Annotated in this window: 19 protein-coding genes; 10 read left to right on the top strand and 9 right to left on the bottom strand. The window is 39.2% G+C overall.

The annotated features are described in order from the left end of the window. Positions 1 to 52 precede the first annotated feature (52 nt). From QNI22_RS13000 to QNI22_RS12980, 5 genes are all read left to right on the top strand, one after another. Positions 53 to 763, top strand: a complete 711-nt coding sequence (locus QNI22_RS13000) for a hypothetical protein (protein WP_314511088.1) — start codon at positions 53 to 55, stop codon at positions 761 to 763. A gap of 41 nt (positions 764 to 804) precedes the next feature. Next, entirely contained in the window at positions 805 to 1686 is an 882-nt protein-coding gene (locus QNI22_RS12995) for an alpha/beta hydrolase (RefSeq protein WP_314511087.1), read from the top strand. A 272-nt stretch (positions 1687 to 1958) separates the two neighbouring features. Further along, positions 1959 to 2357, top strand: a complete 399-nt coding sequence (locus tag QNI22_RS12990; protein WP_314511086.1) for a hypothetical protein — start codon at positions 1959 to 1961, stop codon at positions 2355 to 2357. A gap of 40 nt (positions 2358 to 2397) precedes the next feature. Continuing rightward, positions 2398 to 2616: a hypothetical protein gene (locus tag QNI22_RS12985; RefSeq protein WP_313977837.1), complete on the top strand. Its 219-nt coding sequence runs from the start codon at positions 2398 to 2400 to the stop codon at positions 2614 to 2616. 153 nt (positions 2617 to 2769) lie between these two features. Continuing rightward, positions 2770 to 3144: a hypothetical protein gene (locus tag QNI22_RS12980; RefSeq protein ID WP_314511084.1), complete on the top strand. Its 375-nt coding sequence runs from the start codon at positions 2770 to 2772 to the stop codon at positions 3142 to 3144. 271 nt (positions 3145 to 3415) lie between these two features. Here the strand turns inward: QNI22_RS12980 and mreB are convergent, their stop codons facing one another. Together mreB and QNI22_RS12970 are read right to left on the bottom strand one after the other, a co-directional pair. Further along, entirely contained in the window at positions 3416 to 4438 is a 1023-nt protein-coding gene (gene mreB, locus QNI22_RS12975) for a rod shape-determining protein (RefSeq protein WP_314511083.1), read from the bottom strand. A gap of 318 nt (positions 4439 to 4756) precedes the next feature. Further along, positions 4757 to 4999 (bottom strand): hypothetical protein, encoded by a 243-nt coding sequence (locus QNI22_RS12970; protein ID WP_314511081.1) that lies wholly within the window; start codon positions 4997 to 4999, stop codon positions 4757 to 4759. 621 nt (positions 5000 to 5620) lie between these two features. Between QNI22_RS12970 and QNI22_RS12965 the strand changes: the two genes are divergently transcribed. From QNI22_RS12965 to QNI22_RS12945, 5 genes are all read left to right on the top strand, one after another. Beyond that, on the top strand, positions 5621 to 6181 hold the full coding sequence (locus QNI22_RS12965) for a helix-turn-helix domain-containing protein (RefSeq protein ID WP_314511080.1): 561 nt from the start codon (positions 5621 to 5623) through the stop codon (positions 6179 to 6181). A 612-nt stretch (positions 6182 to 6793) separates the two neighbouring features. Further along, a complete protein-coding gene (locus QNI22_RS12960) occupies positions 6794 to 7126 on the top strand; it encodes a hypothetical protein (protein WP_314511078.1) in 333 nt (110 codons plus the stop codon). A gap of 82 nt (positions 7127 to 7208) precedes the next feature. Next, positions 7209 to 7538 carry a hypothetical protein gene (locus QNI22_RS12955; protein WP_314511076.1) on the top strand — a complete coding sequence of 110 codons (330 nt, stop codon included), beginning with the start codon at positions 7209 to 7211 and terminating at the stop codon, positions 7536 to 7538. A gap of 66 nt (positions 7539 to 7604) precedes the next feature. Further along, the gene (locus tag QNI22_RS12950) at positions 7605 to 7913 is read left to right on the top strand and encodes a hypothetical protein (protein WP_314511073.1); all 309 of its coding nucleotides are present in this window, start codon (positions 7605 to 7607) and stop codon (positions 7911 to 7913) included. A 324-nt stretch (positions 7914 to 8237) separates the two neighbouring features. Further along, the gene (locus tag QNI22_RS12945) at positions 8238 to 9107 is read left to right on the top strand and encodes an STAS domain-containing protein (protein ID WP_314511071.1); all 870 of its coding nucleotides are present in this window, start codon (positions 8238 to 8240) and stop codon (positions 9105 to 9107) included. A gap of 70 nt (positions 9108 to 9177) precedes the next feature. Here QNI22_RS12945 and QNI22_RS12940 read toward each other — a convergent pair whose 3' ends face one another. The 7 genes from QNI22_RS12940 to QNI22_RS12910 all read right to left on the bottom strand — a co-directional run bounded on the left by QNI22_RS12940 (position 9178) and on the right by QNI22_RS12910 (position 15538). Continuing rightward, entirely contained in the window at positions 9178 to 9417 is a 240-nt protein-coding gene (locus tag QNI22_RS12940; RefSeq protein ID WP_314511070.1) for a hypothetical protein, read from the bottom strand. Between the two features lie 42 nt (positions 9418 to 9459). Beyond that, positions 9460 to 9723 (bottom strand): hypothetical protein, encoded by a 264-nt coding sequence (locus QNI22_RS12935; RefSeq protein ID WP_314511068.1) that lies wholly within the window; start codon positions 9721 to 9723, stop codon positions 9460 to 9462. A 166-nt stretch (positions 9724 to 9889) separates the two neighbouring features. Then, complete coding sequence (locus QNI22_RS12930; protein ID WP_314511066.1) at positions 9890 to 11476, bottom strand: WGR domain-containing protein; 1587 nt, start codon at positions 11474 to 11476, stop codon at positions 9890 to 9892. A 49-nt stretch (positions 11477 to 11525) separates the two neighbouring features. Continuing rightward, entirely contained in the window at positions 11526 to 12611 is a 1086-nt protein-coding gene (locus QNI22_RS12925) for an ATP-dependent DNA ligase (protein ID WP_314511065.1), read from the bottom strand. A gap of 211 nt (positions 12612 to 12822) precedes the next feature. Then, positions 12823 to 12948: a hypothetical protein gene (locus QNI22_RS12920; RefSeq protein WP_314511064.1), complete on the bottom strand. Its 126-nt coding sequence runs from the start codon at positions 12946 to 12948 to the stop codon at positions 12823 to 12825. Between the two features lie 55 nt (positions 12949 to 13003). Further along, positions 13004 to 13804, bottom strand: a complete 801-nt coding sequence (locus tag QNI22_RS12915; protein ID WP_314511063.1) for a lipoyl domain-containing protein — start codon at positions 13802 to 13804, stop codon at positions 13004 to 13006. A 342-nt stretch (positions 13805 to 14146) separates the two neighbouring features. Then, positions 14147 to 15538 carry a hypothetical protein gene (locus tag QNI22_RS12910; RefSeq protein WP_314511062.1) on the bottom strand — a complete coding sequence of 464 codons (1392 nt, stop codon included), beginning with the start codon at positions 15536 to 15538 and terminating at the stop codon, positions 14147 to 14149. Positions 15539 to 15574 lie beyond the last annotated feature (36 nt).

Below are 15574 nucleotides of genomic sequence, written 5' to 3'. Positions count from 1 at the left end.
ATGATGAGTTATAAAGGTATGAGTAAGAACAAAACAACCCAACCAAGGCCCTATGATTAGTTGCAAACAATGTGGTGTGGAACTGGAAACCCAGATGAAAAGCTGTCCGCTTTGTGGTACAGTGGTGGGAGAAGCAGGGTATAAAGGAAGCACTGCTACCGAACTTAGCCTGACCAATGTATTGCAGTTACCTGCAGAAGATAAATATGTGCTGAAACACCTTTTGTGGCAAATTGTTGCGATTCTTTTATTCTCAGGTATAGTGGCTACTTTACTCATTGATCTGATGATCAATCAACATGTTACGTGGGCTGTGTATCCGCTATGCTTCTGTACTATTTTACTTTCATATGCGGCATTACTTGCTTTCTGGCATAAAAAAACCATGTATCAGATTCTGGTAGGCTGGTTGGCATCCACATTGGTCCTGTGGCTGTTATATTATTTGTTTCCTTTTGCCGGATGGCTTTTGTATCTAGGGATACCCATCCTGTTTTCTGTTAATTTTATCTTGCTTGCTCTTATGAGCTTATTTCACCTTACAGGCCAAAAAGGACTGTACCTGTTGGCATACATCTTTGTTGCGATAGCTCTTCTGGGTTTGTTGCTGGAAGGAATTATATCTTATTATGTGAGTCGCCAGATACATTTAAGCTGGAGTGTGATTGTTGCCGCCTGTTTATTTCCGGTTATTACAGCATTGTTCTTTATGTTTTACCGGATGAAGAATCAACCTGTTTTTCAAAAAATCTTTCATACCTGACTTTCTGAGGTTGGCCATGATCGTTTAACCCTTTCCATTCTATGGCCAGTATAAAAAGCAAAGCTTTTATTATCTTTCTAAGACTTATCCGTAAGAAAAGTTTCTTAAAGATGCAGTTTGACTTTGGGAAATTCGATTTCTATCAGTGTCCCAAACCTCCTAAGAAAATATATGATATCTGTTTGGTAGAACAAAGCTTTATACAGGGACGTCCTGTTTTTACATTACATCCCAAACACCGTCGGTCAGGCAAACACATTTTATACCTTCACGGTGGAGCCTATGTACAGAACTTTGTGAGACAACACTGGACTTTTATGGCATTCCTGGTGCAAAATCTTCAATGCAGCATTACCACTCCTGATTACCCACTTGCTCCCGGTTTCACTTACAAGGATGCCTTTCAAATGGTGATTCCATTGTATAAAGAACTACTTGATCATGTACCTGCTCACAATTTGATTCTTATGGGAGATTCTGCTGGTGGAGGATTTGCCCTGGCACTCTGTCAGCAACTGCAACAGGAAAAAGTTACCCAACCCAGGCAACTTTTTCTCTTATCTCCCTGGCTGGATATCTCTCTGACCAACCCTGCCATACAGGCTATAGATCCGCTGGACCCGTTTCTAGGCATTGAAGGATTGCAAAAAGCAGGTATTAGTTACGCAGGAGATACAGATGTGCATAATCCTATGGTTAGCCCTATCAATGGCCCTTTAAAAGGACTGCCGTCTATGTATCTATTTATTGGATCACGGGATATATTGGCCGCAGATGCGCGCAAATTGATGGTTCTGATGCAGAAAGAGAAATCAGCTATCCATTACTACGAGTATGCGGAGATGGTGCATGTATGGATGCTTATGAACTTTCCCGAATCACGTAAAGCAAGAGACCAGATTATATCCCTGATAAAACAGTAGAAGGATACTGTCTGGAATCAATACCCTGTTATTTATAGTAGAGTCTCTCTTTGCTCTAACTGTGATATATGTAAACTTACTTGAGACATATATAACACATCGTAGAATAAATGGCAGTACATTTATAGTCTATCCATTACTAGTTTTAAGAAATATAGTTATTTAGTTATTCAAAAAGACGATGAACAATAGCCTGACTCATCAATGAACAGAGTAGAACCTGTTAAGTAAATAAGAGGGAAAAAAATTAAAACATATTAAACCGAGAAAGAATGGTAGTGGAGAATACAGTCAATGGATTTAAATCTGAGCTGGCTTTCTTAAGCTCCAGACTTATTCACTGTAGGAATCAAACCTGGGACCAGGGAATTGAGCCTATCTTTGTCTGTGAACAGATTCTTGTCTTTCTGCTCAATTCAGAGCTTCTTTCTTATCAGCTTCAGATCCACACCTGTATCGAACAAATCGATGAAACTATAGTCTGGACCAGATCTCAACTGATTGGGATGCCTCAAAAACCTGACTTTATGCATCCGGATAAAACAAGCACTATCTATAAGCTACTTTATAAAAAATCGACTAATGAGTTGATCAATAATACACTAAAAGCAATGATGGAATTATACGATTCCATACCGGCAGACTCTTTGGATACACCTGCCAAAAGATAATTCAGGATCTCATGTCGGCAAGAATAGTAACAGGACAAAAATGGATGAGTGGAAAAAATACACAGGAAAGTGCGGAAACCAGTTTTATGATCTGAAACTAAAAAGTGGTAGAGTTATCATTCATTGCTGGCCCTGGAAAGGAAACTTTAATCTTGTAGATGGGGTGAGCAATACCTGTATCGAAGGAGACTACGTAGATTTTATCCGTGTTTGTCACCAGCAATGGGACTGGGATCAATCTGCTATTATCTTTAACTAAACGTTATGTTTATAAAAAGCAGTTTCAATACTTTTTCTGTTTCATCTTTCACTCTCTCCTATTATACAGTAGGGAATTATCATTTTTCCTGCACACGTTCAAAAACGTATTACCATCGAAACAGATACACCTTTAAGATATATCACTATTAAAATGGAAACGAATAATTTTAAGCATGGCCTACAGTTGCTGAAGTCTCAATTGTTGTTGCATCAGGGAAGGCCAGAAGGAGATATTTACTCTTCTATGCAGATTTGTGAGCAGATACTAGGGTATCTACAAAATACAAAGCTTCTTCTGTATAATTCTCAGATACTACTCTGTATTGAGCAGATAGATGATAATCTGAAGTGGCTGGAAGGAGAGTTGGTTCATACCTGCTATAGAGAACAATCTTTTCCAGGCAATTACTCAGTTACGAATACAGTTCCTTTTTCATATGGATCGATGTCAAACGGATCATTAAATGAAAACCTGCTTTATACCAGTGTGACATCTGTGGAAAGGTTGCTTGAGTCTATTCCATAATATTTACTTTAATATTTACTTTCTTTATTCATACATCTGTCTATTTAACTTCATTTCTATGATTTACTTCAAAAATCTGAGCACAACACATTTAGCAGCGACAAACGGAGTCGAGTTAGCCAATACTATTACTGACTTCCTCAGCTCTCATACGCACTATATTCTGGTGGATATCAAATTCGTTTCTGATACCTCGGCTTTTATTATTTATCAGATAATCTAATAAACCAGCAGAAAAAGATAGGATTTGATAGTTGTTTGCCAGGATGTCTTACTTCATTAAAAAGGAAAAGTTTTTACTATTTTTTAAGGCTATTGAAGTTCCTTTCATCACTACCCGTAATGGGTCATCTACCACATGTACTGGCAAATGAGTTTTGGCAGCAATTCTCTGATCTAAGCCCCGCAGCATAGCTCCACCACCAGTCAGGTAAATACCTGACTGATAAATGTCAGAAGACAGTTCAGGGGGGATATTTTCCAACACCCTCATGATAGCCTCTTCGATCTTTGAAATTGATTTTTCAAGGCAATGAGCTATTTCCTGGTAACCAACCTGTACCTGCTGTGGCATTCCTGTGAATGAATTACGGCCTTTTACACTAAAATCGGGCGGAGGGGTCTTTAGATCATAGCCAACAGCTCCCACAGCAACTTTAATTTGTTCAGCCGTAAATCTTCCAATCAACAGGTTATGTTTTGTTCGCATGTGATCAATAATATCTTCATCAAAATTCTCCCCAGCAACCCGTAAAGATTCGTCACAGACAATTCCACCCAGTGAAATTACAGCAATCTCTGTAGTACCTCCTCCAATATCGATAATCATATGTCCTGTTGCCCCTTTTACATCCAGTCCGATTCCGATAGCAGCCGCCATAGGTTCATGAATCAGATATAATTCTTTGGCACCTGAATATTCTGCTGAATCCTGCACAGCCCTTTTCTCTACTTCTGTAATACCGGAAGGAATACAAATGGCCATACGAAAGCTGGGAGTTGCCCATCTGTTTTTCAGAGGAATCATCCGTAGCATTCCTTTGATCATCTGCTCGGCAGCTTTGAAATCAGCTATAACGCCACCCCGAAGCGGACGTATTGTTCGAATTGATTCATGGGTCTTTCCCTCCATTAAATAAGCCTGATGTCCAAACGCAATCATTTGATTGGTGCGACTATCTACTGCTATGATTGAGGGTTGCTCTACTACTATTTTCTCATTTTGCTCGATTAAAAAATTGGCAGTACCTAAGTCAATTGCTATCTCCTGTGTAAAAAAATTAAGAAACCCCATTGTATACAATTCAGTTGAAAAAAGAGAAAAATCAGATCCATTACATTGCTGTCCGCTTTAGTGTAAACGTTTTTAAAAAAGTATTAGTATGTAGCATACTGCGGATAAATATGTTACAATGAGATAGTTATGTTGTGCCGGTTTTCTGTCTTATTTCTACTTTTTCTTCTTTCAGAGATACTATTACCAAAAGAACTTTTACATGAAACAATACCTGTTATGTGAATGTACAGCCTCAGCGGGTATAAAAGCGATGAAGTTTTGATCAGTTATATATTGCTACTAAAAGATTCTATGGAGGGGGGAAACAGTTTCCTGTTAAATTACTCTCTTTACTTGTCCTTTTCGAATGATCTCTATTACTTCTATCCGTTCCTTATTGAGACGGTTCATTACTCTTGCAAGCAGGAGCTCTTCTTTGCCTGTTTGAAAATGCAGGTCAGCATTGGTCAGTTGCGGAAATATTTCCTGTAGTTTTTTTAGCTGATAATTCCAGTCACCAATAATTTTAAAAGATTCGGTTAAGGTCCTGGAGTGTTTGTTTTGGTATGGATTGTTCATAAAGTTGAGTAAAATGAATGATAAAGATGAGAACATCTGAGCTATAAAACGTTACATACAATTCCTGCAGCCTTATATATTTCACAGGTGTTGAATCAATCAGGCTTGATTGAAATGCCTGTTACTTGTTTTATAGAATTTGCGTCATGGAGAGTTCTTCTACATACACCCATCTGTTGGCTTGTTGCTATCTTTAAAAGATACTAATCAATTTCATAGTAAATCTTAGAATTTGTCTGTATATTCAAGGAATAGTTTTTTCAGAGGATATACTATCTGGTAAAGGTGGGTTTTCTTCTTCGGGAAAGCATTACATAGTTCTGAAAATTTCTTATATCTTTCACTGATTAGTCTGGCAGATATACTACAAACAGATACAAAAAACAGGATAAGCTGTAAATAGTGGTGATAAATTAACAAGGTGAGTCATCACTATGTGTAACGATCCGTCAGAAAGAAAGAGGTATTCAACTACTCATTATTACCCACCATCCTGATCCCCACTCTTTCAGCACAGTTAGTTTCCTTCGTTTACAGATCCTGATTTATATGGAGGAAGGCGATACAAGACAAAGAAGCAGGAGAGTATAAACACTAACGGCAGGAGTTACAGAGAAACATATGAGACTTTATATTAAATACATGGTCAGTTTGCGGTGTAAACTGATTGTAAAGGAAGAACTCCGGAAATTAGGGCTTGACTACACTGCACTTGAATTGGGTATGGTCGAAATCAGGGAAGATCTTTCTGCTAAACAACACGATCAGCTAAAGAGAAATTTGTTTCGGTCAGGACTGGAATTAATGGATGACAAAAAGAGTATTCTGATTGAGAAAATCAAAAATCTTATTACCGAAATGATTCACTATTCAGTGAAGTTGCCTACCATAAATTATTCAGACTATATCAGTGAAAAATTGGGGTATGATTATACCTATCTTTCAAATATCTTCTCACAGGTAAAAGGAATAACCATTCAGCAATTTATTATTCTGCATAAAATTGAAAAAGTGAAAGAGCTCCTACTCTATAACGAGCTTACTCTTACTGAAATTTCCTACCAGTTGCATTACAGCAGTGTAGCACATTTATCAAATCAGTTTAAGAAAATAACGGGATTCTCTCCATCTTTCTACAAAAGACTTAAGCAAAAACGAAAAAGTAATCTGGAAGATTTGTAGTTACTACCAGCATTGGTATGATACACATACTGCCTATCAGTGTCAGTGGTGTTACCCTATTTTTGCTATTCATTTTACTACCATCTGCAAATATTTTTTGTGTTTTGTGTTCTTATTGTATTTTTTTAAGTTACATTTGACATTACTAAACAAAAGCATGTGACAAAGAAGCCTTAAAAAATCAAAAATGACCTCAGATGAGTCATTGGCTGTCATAACTTTTACGATACAATATCAAAAGAATTACCCGCCAAGTAGAACACCCGATAGTGAGCATCTCTGATAGCCATTATCCACCTCCTTTTAGAAAATAAAACTCTCTGAACAGGATCAGTAAAAGCATGGAAAGAATACCTGCTAGTTTCCACTTTATCATTGAGTGCTCAAGGTAGAGAAACACGTAAGGACAACAGGAATGAGCTTGATCAGATAGTGATCCGTTTGAGTATGCATACATACATAAATTCATGGCGAAAGTCTATACATTAAGCTATGCCTCTTCTCTTGCAAAGAACCATAAAAAAGTAGTCTGCCAGTTGCAGATTCAATGACTAGTACATAAGCAATAGCATTTTAGCGACTTCTAATTTAATGTAGGTAATCGAAAGCAACATGGCTAATGGAAAAGCAAGTAGTGTTCTCAGGTCAGAATTGATTACATCACTAAAAGAAATTGAAGGACTAATTGATAAGGATGAAAGCTACCATACCTGTATTTTATATTTAAAAACGATTATTGAGCATGTAGTAGAAGCGATCAGTCAATCAGAAGCAGGCAAGAATGAATCTGTAATTGCATTGAAACTAAATACGCTGACCACTCTACATACTATACTGGAAAATATCGAAACCGAGAAACCCTCCACAGACAGTGCTTCTCTTTTCTTTATCTACCTCTCAGCTAAAGCCTATACCACAATTGTGAGTTTTACCAGGGCTATTTAATATTTTATATGCCTTCTAAATCAAACAGCCACTTTGCTTATTGAATCAAAGGAAGTTACCATTAAAAAGGAGGAACCGTCAAATGCCGAAAGAGGAAAGATTCAGTACACCCAGAGCAGAGCTTGTTGAGTTACTACCCGAAGTGAAAAGTCTGATTCATAGAGCCGATGATGCTTCTGTCTGTGATGAATTGCGAATGATTATGATGCATGCAACCTTATTGATTAAAGCTCTGGAAATGGACGAAAGAGGTGCGGCTCACATACTGAAAACTAAGGCATTGTCTTTCTTTGATACTGTCGAAACAGGACTTTCTTCCTATGAAAACGAACCGAATAAAGACCCCGTATTTTTGGTAGAGATGATAGCCAGAGTGTATGCCTCTATTGAAAGTTTTACTCTGAGTATCTAAAACCAAGTATCTAACTATACCATCAACCATCGAGAATAATAAATGTTCAGTATATGTATTTGAGCTGTGCTACATTCGACAACCCATGAAAAAAGAATTCTTTTAGAAGCGATTCTTACAGAAATAGAGAGTATTGAAACAGGCACAATCGATTCAGATTCTATGTTTGATATTATCAACAGGGCGCAAATTGTAATTGCTAGTGCGACTTCTCCATTGCTTAGGGAACGTGCAATAGAGAATCTTTCACGAACAAAAGAAAAGATGCTTAATTATCAGAAAAGCAAGTCTTCAAGTAATCCGGATCTGCTGGAAATAACCAGCTCAGCCTATGTAACGATTGAAGCTTTTCTGTGGATGAGTCCTTTTGGTTGAAACCTATAGGTTTGTATGAGTCTAAACCCTGTACGTTTGGGAATGTTACGAAAAGAATGACTGTATGTGTCTGATGTAAAATATACCATCTGACTCCGGGCAAATCTGTCAACACCTTCGCCAGTTCCTCTGGTGTAGCCATCGTATTGGGTTAATGCTGTAAGAAATCTGCGTGTGGGAACATGTCGTAAAATACAGCGATTTTTCGACTTTGGCACCTGCTATATTCCTGTTACTGCGCTTAATTTTTATTTAATTAGTGATAGCTGTTTTTTTTCAGTACGTTTATAGCCTTCTGATCCATTTAACTTTATACCCATTTACATGAAATTGGATATTTCCAGATTCTTCCAGAAAAAAAAGAAACAAATCCTCGAGCAATGGATGAATGCTCAACTAACAGACGAAGGCTTGCGGGAAGATCTGATAAACAATGAAGAACTGAGAAACCAATCTGTAGAACTGGTAGAGTTATTAGGCAAAACGATTTCCGATCAGAGTCTTACTGACCTGGAGTCACCTGTGTTCAACCCAGTCTTAGAGTTGCTTGCAGATATTTCCTATTCACGTGCTCTGCAAGGATTTTCACCCAGAGAGACAGGCGTCTATATCTTTAGCCTGAAAGATTCTATACTACAGACATTGCAACAGGAAATCAGTGAAGATCCGACTGCTTTGTATGAATATAGCCTGAAACTAAGTAAACTCATTGATTCTTTTGGGATTAGCACCTTCGAAACTTTCATCAAGGGACGGGAAGAAGTGATTCTGCGCCAAGCGGATGAAATGACGGAAATATCTACTCCTGTTATCAAAGTTTGGGATGGGATTCTGGCTTTGCCCATCATTGGCACCCTGGACAGTTCCCGGACACAGATAGTGATGGAAAGTCTGCTGGAGCAGATTTTAGCCACAGGTAGTACTATAACTATTCTGGATATATCCGGTGTCCCGTCTGTAGACTCTCTGGTAGCACACCATCTGATGAAAACTGTCAGTGCAACACGCCTGATGGGGACCGAATGCATCATTAGTGGCATTCGGCCTGAAATAGCCCAGACTGTAGTACAGTTGGGCATTGATTTTTCACATATCATAACTAAAGCTACTCTGGCAAGTGCCTTAAAGTATGCTTTCACCATATTACAACTGGAAGTGAAAAAAACAGTAAAAGGTAATCAGGGCTTCTACTAATACTATGGTACTTTTCAATAGATTATGGATTGTATTCTGATTGTATAGATGGGCATGTTTCTGCTGGTAACTATACCGGTAGATCTGTATGACCAGCTTGCATACAGCCTGGAAGCTGGTGACAATAGTGCTGGTATTTTTCTTCGCTTATTCCAAGTCGCTTTAGCCAGTTAGCAAAGTAAATTGTTAACTCCTCAGATCGTGCATGGGATTGTTGATGATAGCGTTCAAAATCTTTTCGATTCTGTATTTTATCAGCTATCAGCATCTGATTCACTTCATTCAGCGGGCTGAGTCTGATCTCTTCCAACTAGGTAATAATGTGGGTAGAAAGGTATTGATTGGCAATATTTCAGTATTCCATTACCAGCAGAATAGCTCTGTTTTCCAGATTGTCTAACGAAACGTTTTTATAGTTTTCCAGTAGTGAGTCATCTCCCTGAAATATCGGATGCAGACAATACGCACGCTGAATAGTTAACTCCGCCTGTTCCCATACCAGAATCTGTATACCTTCGTCAATGTGATTTAGTAACGGTACCTGACTTCTGGTTGCTTTTCGGTCTCCATATATAGTTTTAATGAGTTGGTATTCGGGTGTTTCCTGTATTTGCATAGGATTAAATAACTCTTTCTTTTATCGAATAGTATTTTCCAGTCTGGTAAAACAAGTAACTCACAATGGCCTTCCAGGTGTTGTAAAATACCTGCATTTCTTTTTATCTTCTGGAGTAAAGGAGTATCAGTTGGATACTAGTTGGTTTTATCTGCAAGCAAAGCACTTATATCTTCAATATCGCTTTCAATGGGGGATAGGCGCGAAACTCCGCAAACATGGCAAGTGTCTGTATCTGGTTTTTCATGCTTTTGATGTTGTTATACAGGTGATCAATGGCATGTTGTACACACTCTGTTGCTTTATCCAGTTGATTCATCTCTACATACAGGCAGGCTGCATTAAAAAAGATAGCTGGATTGTTAGGGCCATATGGCAAACATTTGGCTAGAAACTTCTCATTTAACTCATGGTTAACAGGCAAGCCCGTATTGTCGTTTTGCAATACCCATAAGGCATTACAGAACATTTCCAGACGATTGGTGCACGGTTGAGGAGGCTGGATGTCCAGAGCAATCTCATACATACGTTGTGACTCTCTATACGTTGGCTTTCTTTGTAAGGAAAATGCAAATCCACCAATATTATTCATCACGTCACAGGATATACAGTCGCCACTAAAAGTATGGAAACCAGCAGATAATTCGGCCGATTGCTGATTGGAGAGTCGCTGTATCAGATGGTCAATCAATCCTTGATTATTTACTTTCAGTGCAGCATATAAAATCTTTCCAACCTTGGATGTGATAAAGTGATAATCTTCCATGATCGTATCCAAGACCTGTTCGGCTAGTTGATTGACTTTTGCGTAATTCTTTTCCTCAATCAGATTTTCCAGTACCTCCTTGCAAGCCTTAAGTATACCTTCATTTTCTTTATGCTGCTGATAATAGGCAATTGCTTCTGAAAGGTCTTCATTGGCAAATAACCGCTTCAATTTTACATCAGGAAAGATATAGTCACCCAGCTTTTCAGAAGGAGTATCAGGCTCTACGTTGCCAAAATTAAAAATACCCAATACTGCATACTTAAACAGATTCTTCTCTTTTTCGGATTGGGTGTAGGTATCCGGGTCTTGTTCCCATTGCTCAAGCAGTTCCGGAATAGACTCCAGACTGATCCGATGCCAGGCAGATAAGGTAGAACCACCTGCTTCCCAGTCTTCCCTTCTGAAAACAAACTCAATGGGACAGAACTGATGAATTTCGAGCAACCAGCGTTCAATGTCCTGTTCGAAAGCATCCAATGCGCGTGGTGTAGCTGAATACAGCTCACTTTTGTCTGTGTAAGGTATTGCTTCTCCTGGAGTAATGTCTTCTATTTTAAACGGTGATCCTTCGTATGCTGCCTGAATATACATATTCACAAACTGTTCACTGGCAGCATGTAACATGCGTCCAGTAAAGTCTTCTCTGGTAGGCTTGATTGGAGCAGGAGCCGACTGCATGATCTTTTCTGTTTGTTCATAAGTGGGTTGAGTAGTAAAACGCACTAGTATCTCTGCCCATTCAAAATAACGTCCATGCCCAGCACCAAAGAAAGGAAATGGAAAGTCCCGAAGCTCATACCCTTCCTTTATCTTTTTCTGGCGGATTTTTTCAAACTGTGCCAATGTGGTTTTCTCATCAGTGAACTGTTTAACAGTAGCCCGACCCCGTGTTCCGATGCGACCACTGATAGTCGTAAGAATAGTGGCAATTTGTCGGATCTCGTAAAATTTTGTGTGTTCTGGTAATTCCAGATAAGCAATCATACTAAAAAATGTTTGTAGATAGTGAAATAGTAGAAACGACCTCTGTATTTTACTCCTCTTCCTGATCTGCTTTGTACTTGAGTTGAGAAACGATACAATCATCATAGTCTAGATCAACACGCTTACCCAGATAAACGGGCTGGTACACAGAGCCTGACTCTTTGAATGCATACAGATAGCGTACTTCTACAATATCACCTTCTTCGGGAATATCAAAGTTGATCGAAATGGTTACGTTTCCTGCTTTTACCAGTGTACCCTCTTTGTACAAGCCCAGAGCTACACTGCGTTTATTATTGACTGCTGCGACTACAAATGACGCCGTTGCATAAAACTTATGCTTAAGTTGCGTCCCTCCGGATGCTGGTCTACCAGGAGTATAGACTGATGATTTCAGCTTGAAAATAATTCCTTCTTTTTTCTGCGTATGCAGTTTGTCATACAGACTTTTCTTAGAGGCCAGATCCTGAGCAGAAGCGGTTTCAACCAGGAATGGAGCCTGCAAGTCTTTCTGCAAGGTTGTTAGCTTCTCCAATCGGCTGGAGAGTGGCAGAGGCCGAATGTCTTCATTATTTAGTTCCAGCAGGTCAAAGGCATAAAACGTTTCGCCAATGGCTTCTCCATCCAAAATAAAGTCTGTTGAGTGAGATAGCAAGCCTTGAAATACTGCCGGAAAGCCAACAGATAATCCTTTGCGGTTAATAGCAATCAGTTCTCCATTGCGTTTGGCAAGTAGCAACCGTTTACCATCGTGTTTTTCCTGTGCCAGGTACAAGTCATCTTGTATATATCTGTCTACATCCTCTATCTCAATAGAGTTTAGTAACTGACAATAAATACCTGTATCATTTTGTTCACGGTCAGTGCGTTGGTAGGCTGCTACAGGTGCTGAAAGATCACCCGCATCAACTACCTCCTTGTATCCTTTGGCAGTCTTTTCCTTGACCAGTTTATCAAAGATCTTCTGGGCTGCTGGTAAATCTACTGGCGTCTGAGTTTTAGTTCCAGTTTGAAGAGTTGTACCTCTTCGCCCAAAGGCAAAATTAACCAGATAGCCTGTGCCATCTGGTTCTAGTGTAACCTGATATATTTTGTCAGAAGAACCCTCCCGATAATGAAGTGAAATAGACTGCATAATTTTTTAGTAGGATAGAATGGTGTAGTATTTGAAATTGAGTTACTTGAATTTTTATTGAGCCACTTCTTCTTTTAGTACAATCTGCTCCAGTTCACTAAGCACCTCTGAGTACAGAGGGACCTGTCCTAATGGTATATGAGGTTCTTCATACTATTCGCCTGAAAGTTTCAGGAAATAGAGATTACCAAATTCAGCTTCTCCACTATCTTTATACCCCTTCGTCCAATACTGGATAGTGGTATTGTTTTGTTTGATCACTTGTGTAGGGATAGGTCTGTATTTGGTGATGAACCTGATTTGCCGTCTGCTCAAGTTGTTGCCGGGTAAATGCCATAGTTGAATATAGACTGATTGGTATAGTAAAAAATAAATGACGGGGTTTGTATATTTTAGAGATCGCTTGCTATAAGTGCTATGCATTGATCTGACTGAGCAATCGTACCTTCAGGAAGTAGCCATACAAGCTTACCTGTTGTTGCCGACCGAATTTCTATCATTACTTTGTCTGTGGATAGTTCGCAGAGAAGTTCAGTTTCGCGTATATTCTCTCCAATGTCTTTAAACCATCTGTCAATGATTGCTTTATAGCCCGGTTCTAGAGGGCTTTCCGGATAGATAGGTGTGGCTTGTGGAAACTTCAAACGGGCTATTTCATAGGAATGCAGATTTAACCGAGGTTTTCGCAGGATTGGGTCCCCATAAGGGTTATGAATAGGTACGTATCCTTCCATTAGCTTTTGTTCTATAGCCGCCTGCCGCGCTTTCTCAGCTTCTTCTTTTTCTTGTTTGCGTTTCAAAGCCAGCTGGTCAAGAAAATCAGTATCACCATTCATGATATCGGTTGCGTAGTTTTCCAGATAGTGAGCATACCCATAAAGTTGTTCAGTCTGACTTCCTGTTACAGGTACTGTGGGTATACGCAGCCTGCAGATATATTCAATGTTGAACCACTCTGTGTCTGAAGTGTTTTTGCCTACACATACATTTGCATTCATTCCCCAATGAATGCCTTCTGCTAAAATTCGGATCTGAGGAGATTCAAACTGGATTTGGAAGGGATTCTGGTATTCTTCCGGTGAGTAGTCTGTTTCTTTAAAACCGAAGTTAAGGCAGATGTGAGCGAAGGCTTTTCTGGCTTCGGTTTTAAAGTGATTTATTGCTTCTATATGTTCTTTGTGAAAGTTTTCCATAGCGGTGGTTGAAAGATCATTGGGGGTATTTCTATTGTATCTGGTTGTGCATAGTTATTCAAAATATGGTATTGTTATGTTTGAATGTAAGAAGTTGGGTTATATTTATCTGTCGTATTGCTACTACTTTCTATGTTTATTTATTTGTTCTTCATACAATCCCTCAAAGATTTTTTTCTTTCCTGTCCTTCTGAAAGAATCTTGTGACAAATAGAGTGATCTGTGTTTTGGAGAGAAAGACTATTCTCCAGTCGGAAAAGCCGCCGGTTTTGTCACAAGTTCCTTTCAGAAGGACAAAAAGGGAGTGCTCTCCAGAGGGAGGACAAAATGTCTATCATTATCTTACCAGACAAGGGGTGGATTTTCTTTCCAGAATAGGTAGCGTTTGATGTCTTTGTAACAGGTGTTGGTAATGGCGAAGTCATCTTTACGTCTTTCCTGACGGTTGGCTTCATCCCGGAACAGGTCTTCATTTTCCTGGAAAAGTTCGGTGCAATCGTATACTGTTATCTGTCCGATATAGCTGGCTACTACCATTTTGGTTCTGTCTGGAGAATAGTCGATGTCCATAACGGTTCCTCCTATATGCAAATAACCATATAGGTTACCATAATAGTCTCTGAACCACATATACCCATCGTTACAGCCCAATGCATACCCCCACTGGTAAAGTCCTGCAGAGAATACCCATTTACGGTCGTCTATATAATTGAGGGTAGGGTCAGCATTATAACCAGATGCGTAAAAGTTGGGAGTAAGATTAGTAAGTGGCAGCGCAATTGATGCACTTCTTGAAATATGGCAGGAACACAGCAGAACTTGTGGGCCTGAGTTTTCAGTATCTGGCTCTTCCTCAATAGTTGTATTGAAACGTGCCAGATTTGGATAGGATGAACGAGGTTCTACAGTAGCGATAGTTGTCCATTGTCCATTGATTTCTTCGAATAAGAGATGAGGGGAGGATTGACTACCTGTTATCATATATTTTCCATCCGGAGAAACATCTACATGTGGGTAGTCATACCGAAATGTAAATTCTTCTCTATGAGTATGGGAAGAGTTCTCTTCCGTTTCAATGAAGTGTGATGTTTGTTCCTCCAATACAAAAATACCTTTGGAAGTGGCTATTGCAACCCGTTGCCCGTTAGGAAAAACTACTATCTGCTGAATCCCAAATTCTGTAAAGTTGAGATTCGATAACCCATCTTTTGGACCCTTCAATCCATAAGTAGAGGGTGAGGCAAACGTTTTAATACTGTGACCATCCCATCCTTCAGTTACTTCAATGTAGTCAGCATATACCCGGGCAATGTATTTTTTATCGAATGATTTTCCAATCATCAATACATCAGGCTGTAGTTCAAAGGTATTTTCGGAAATGAGATAGACCCGTCTTGGTTCATACCAATCACCTACAGTAGCTACCAACCGCATATCAGGTAATACCACCACCTGAGACACACATTCCGTGATTCCAGTCCAGTCTATGGGATCGTTGTCCGGAGGAAATAACTGACGGAGTTTATCAAACTCCCCATCTTCATTATGGTAATAAATCTGGTCCATCACAAAGGCTGTCATATCTTTCCGTGTATCTTCCGGACACGGAGTGACTGGTTTTACTTTATCAATGTAGATTTCGTCAAGCCAGTTGTTTAGCTTGTCCTTAAAGGACTTTCCTTCATTGATCCAGCGCTGTGAAGCTTCTGTGATAGAGGCAAATTCTGTTTGCATAGTTGTGTATGAAAAGTTAGTTGTACAGGTGATTTG

Origin of the sequence: Xanthocytophaga agilis, assembly GCF_030068605.1 — a bacterium.
In the GTDB taxonomy this organism is placed as follows: domain Bacteria; phylum Bacteroidota; class Bacteroidia; order Cytophagales; family 172606-1; genus Xanthocytophaga; species Xanthocytophaga agilis.
This window is presented reverse-complemented; position numbering and strand designations above follow the sequence as displayed.

Excerpts from the sequence above, each read along its gene's own strand:
- QNI22_RS13000 (WP_314511088.1), top strand. The coding sequence starts at position 53 with ATGATTAGTTGCAAACAATGTGGTGTGGAACTGGAAACCCAGATGAAA.
- QNI22_RS12995 (WP_314511087.1), top strand. The coding sequence starts at position 805 with ATGGCCAGTATAAAAAGCAAAGCTTTTATTATCTTTCTAAGACTTATC.
- QNI22_RS12990 (WP_314511086.1), top strand. The coding sequence starts at position 1,959 with ATGGTAGTGGAGAATACAGTCAATGGATTTAAATCTGAGCTGGCTTTC.
- QNI22_RS12985 (WP_313977837.1), top strand. The coding sequence starts at position 2,398 with ATGGATGAGTGGAAAAAATACACAGGAAAGTGCGGAAACCAGTTTTAT.
- QNI22_RS12980 (WP_314511084.1), top strand. The coding sequence starts at position 2,770 with ATGGAAACGAATAATTTTAAGCATGGCCTACAGTTGCTGAAGTCTCAA.
- mreB (WP_314511083.1), bottom strand. The coding sequence starts at position 4,438 with ATGGGGTTTCTTAATTTTTTTACACAGGAGATAGCAATTGACTTAGGT.
- QNI22_RS12970 (WP_314511081.1), bottom strand. The coding sequence starts at position 4,999 with ATGAACAATCCATACCAAAACAAACACTCCAGGACCTTAACCGAATCT.
- QNI22_RS12965 (WP_314511080.1), top strand. The coding sequence starts at position 5,621 with ATGAGACTTTATATTAAATACATGGTCAGTTTGCGGTGTAAACTGATT.
- QNI22_RS12960 (WP_314511078.1), top strand. The coding sequence starts at position 6,794 with ATGGCTAATGGAAAAGCAAGTAGTGTTCTCAGGTCAGAATTGATTACA.
- QNI22_RS12955 (WP_314511076.1), top strand. The coding sequence starts at position 7,209 with ATGCCGAAAGAGGAAAGATTCAGTACACCCAGAGCAGAGCTTGTTGAG.
- QNI22_RS12945 (WP_314511071.1), top strand. The coding sequence starts at position 8,238 with ATGAAATTGGATATTTCCAGATTCTTCCAGAAAAAAAAGAAACAAATC.
- QNI22_RS12935 (WP_314511068.1), bottom strand. The coding sequence starts at position 9,723 with ATGCAAATACAGGAAACACCCGAATACCAACTCATTAAAACTATATAT.
- QNI22_RS12930 (WP_314511066.1), bottom strand. The coding sequence starts at position 11,476 with ATGATTGCTTATCTGGAATTACCAGAACACACAAAATTTTACGAGATC.
- QNI22_RS12925 (WP_314511065.1), bottom strand. The coding sequence starts at position 12,611 with ATGCAGTCTATTTCACTTCATTATCGGGAGGGTTCTTCTGACAAAATA.
- QNI22_RS12920 (WP_314511064.1), bottom strand. The coding sequence starts at position 12,948 with ATGGCATTTACCCGGCAACAACTTGAGCAGACGGCAAATCAGGTTCAT.
- QNI22_RS12915 (WP_314511063.1), bottom strand. The coding sequence starts at position 13,804 with ATGGAAAACTTTCACAAAGAACATATAGAAGCAATAAATCACTTTAAA.
- QNI22_RS12910 (WP_314511062.1), bottom strand. The coding sequence starts at position 15,538 with ATGCAAACAGAATTTGCCTCTATCACAGAAGCTTCACAGCGCTGGATC.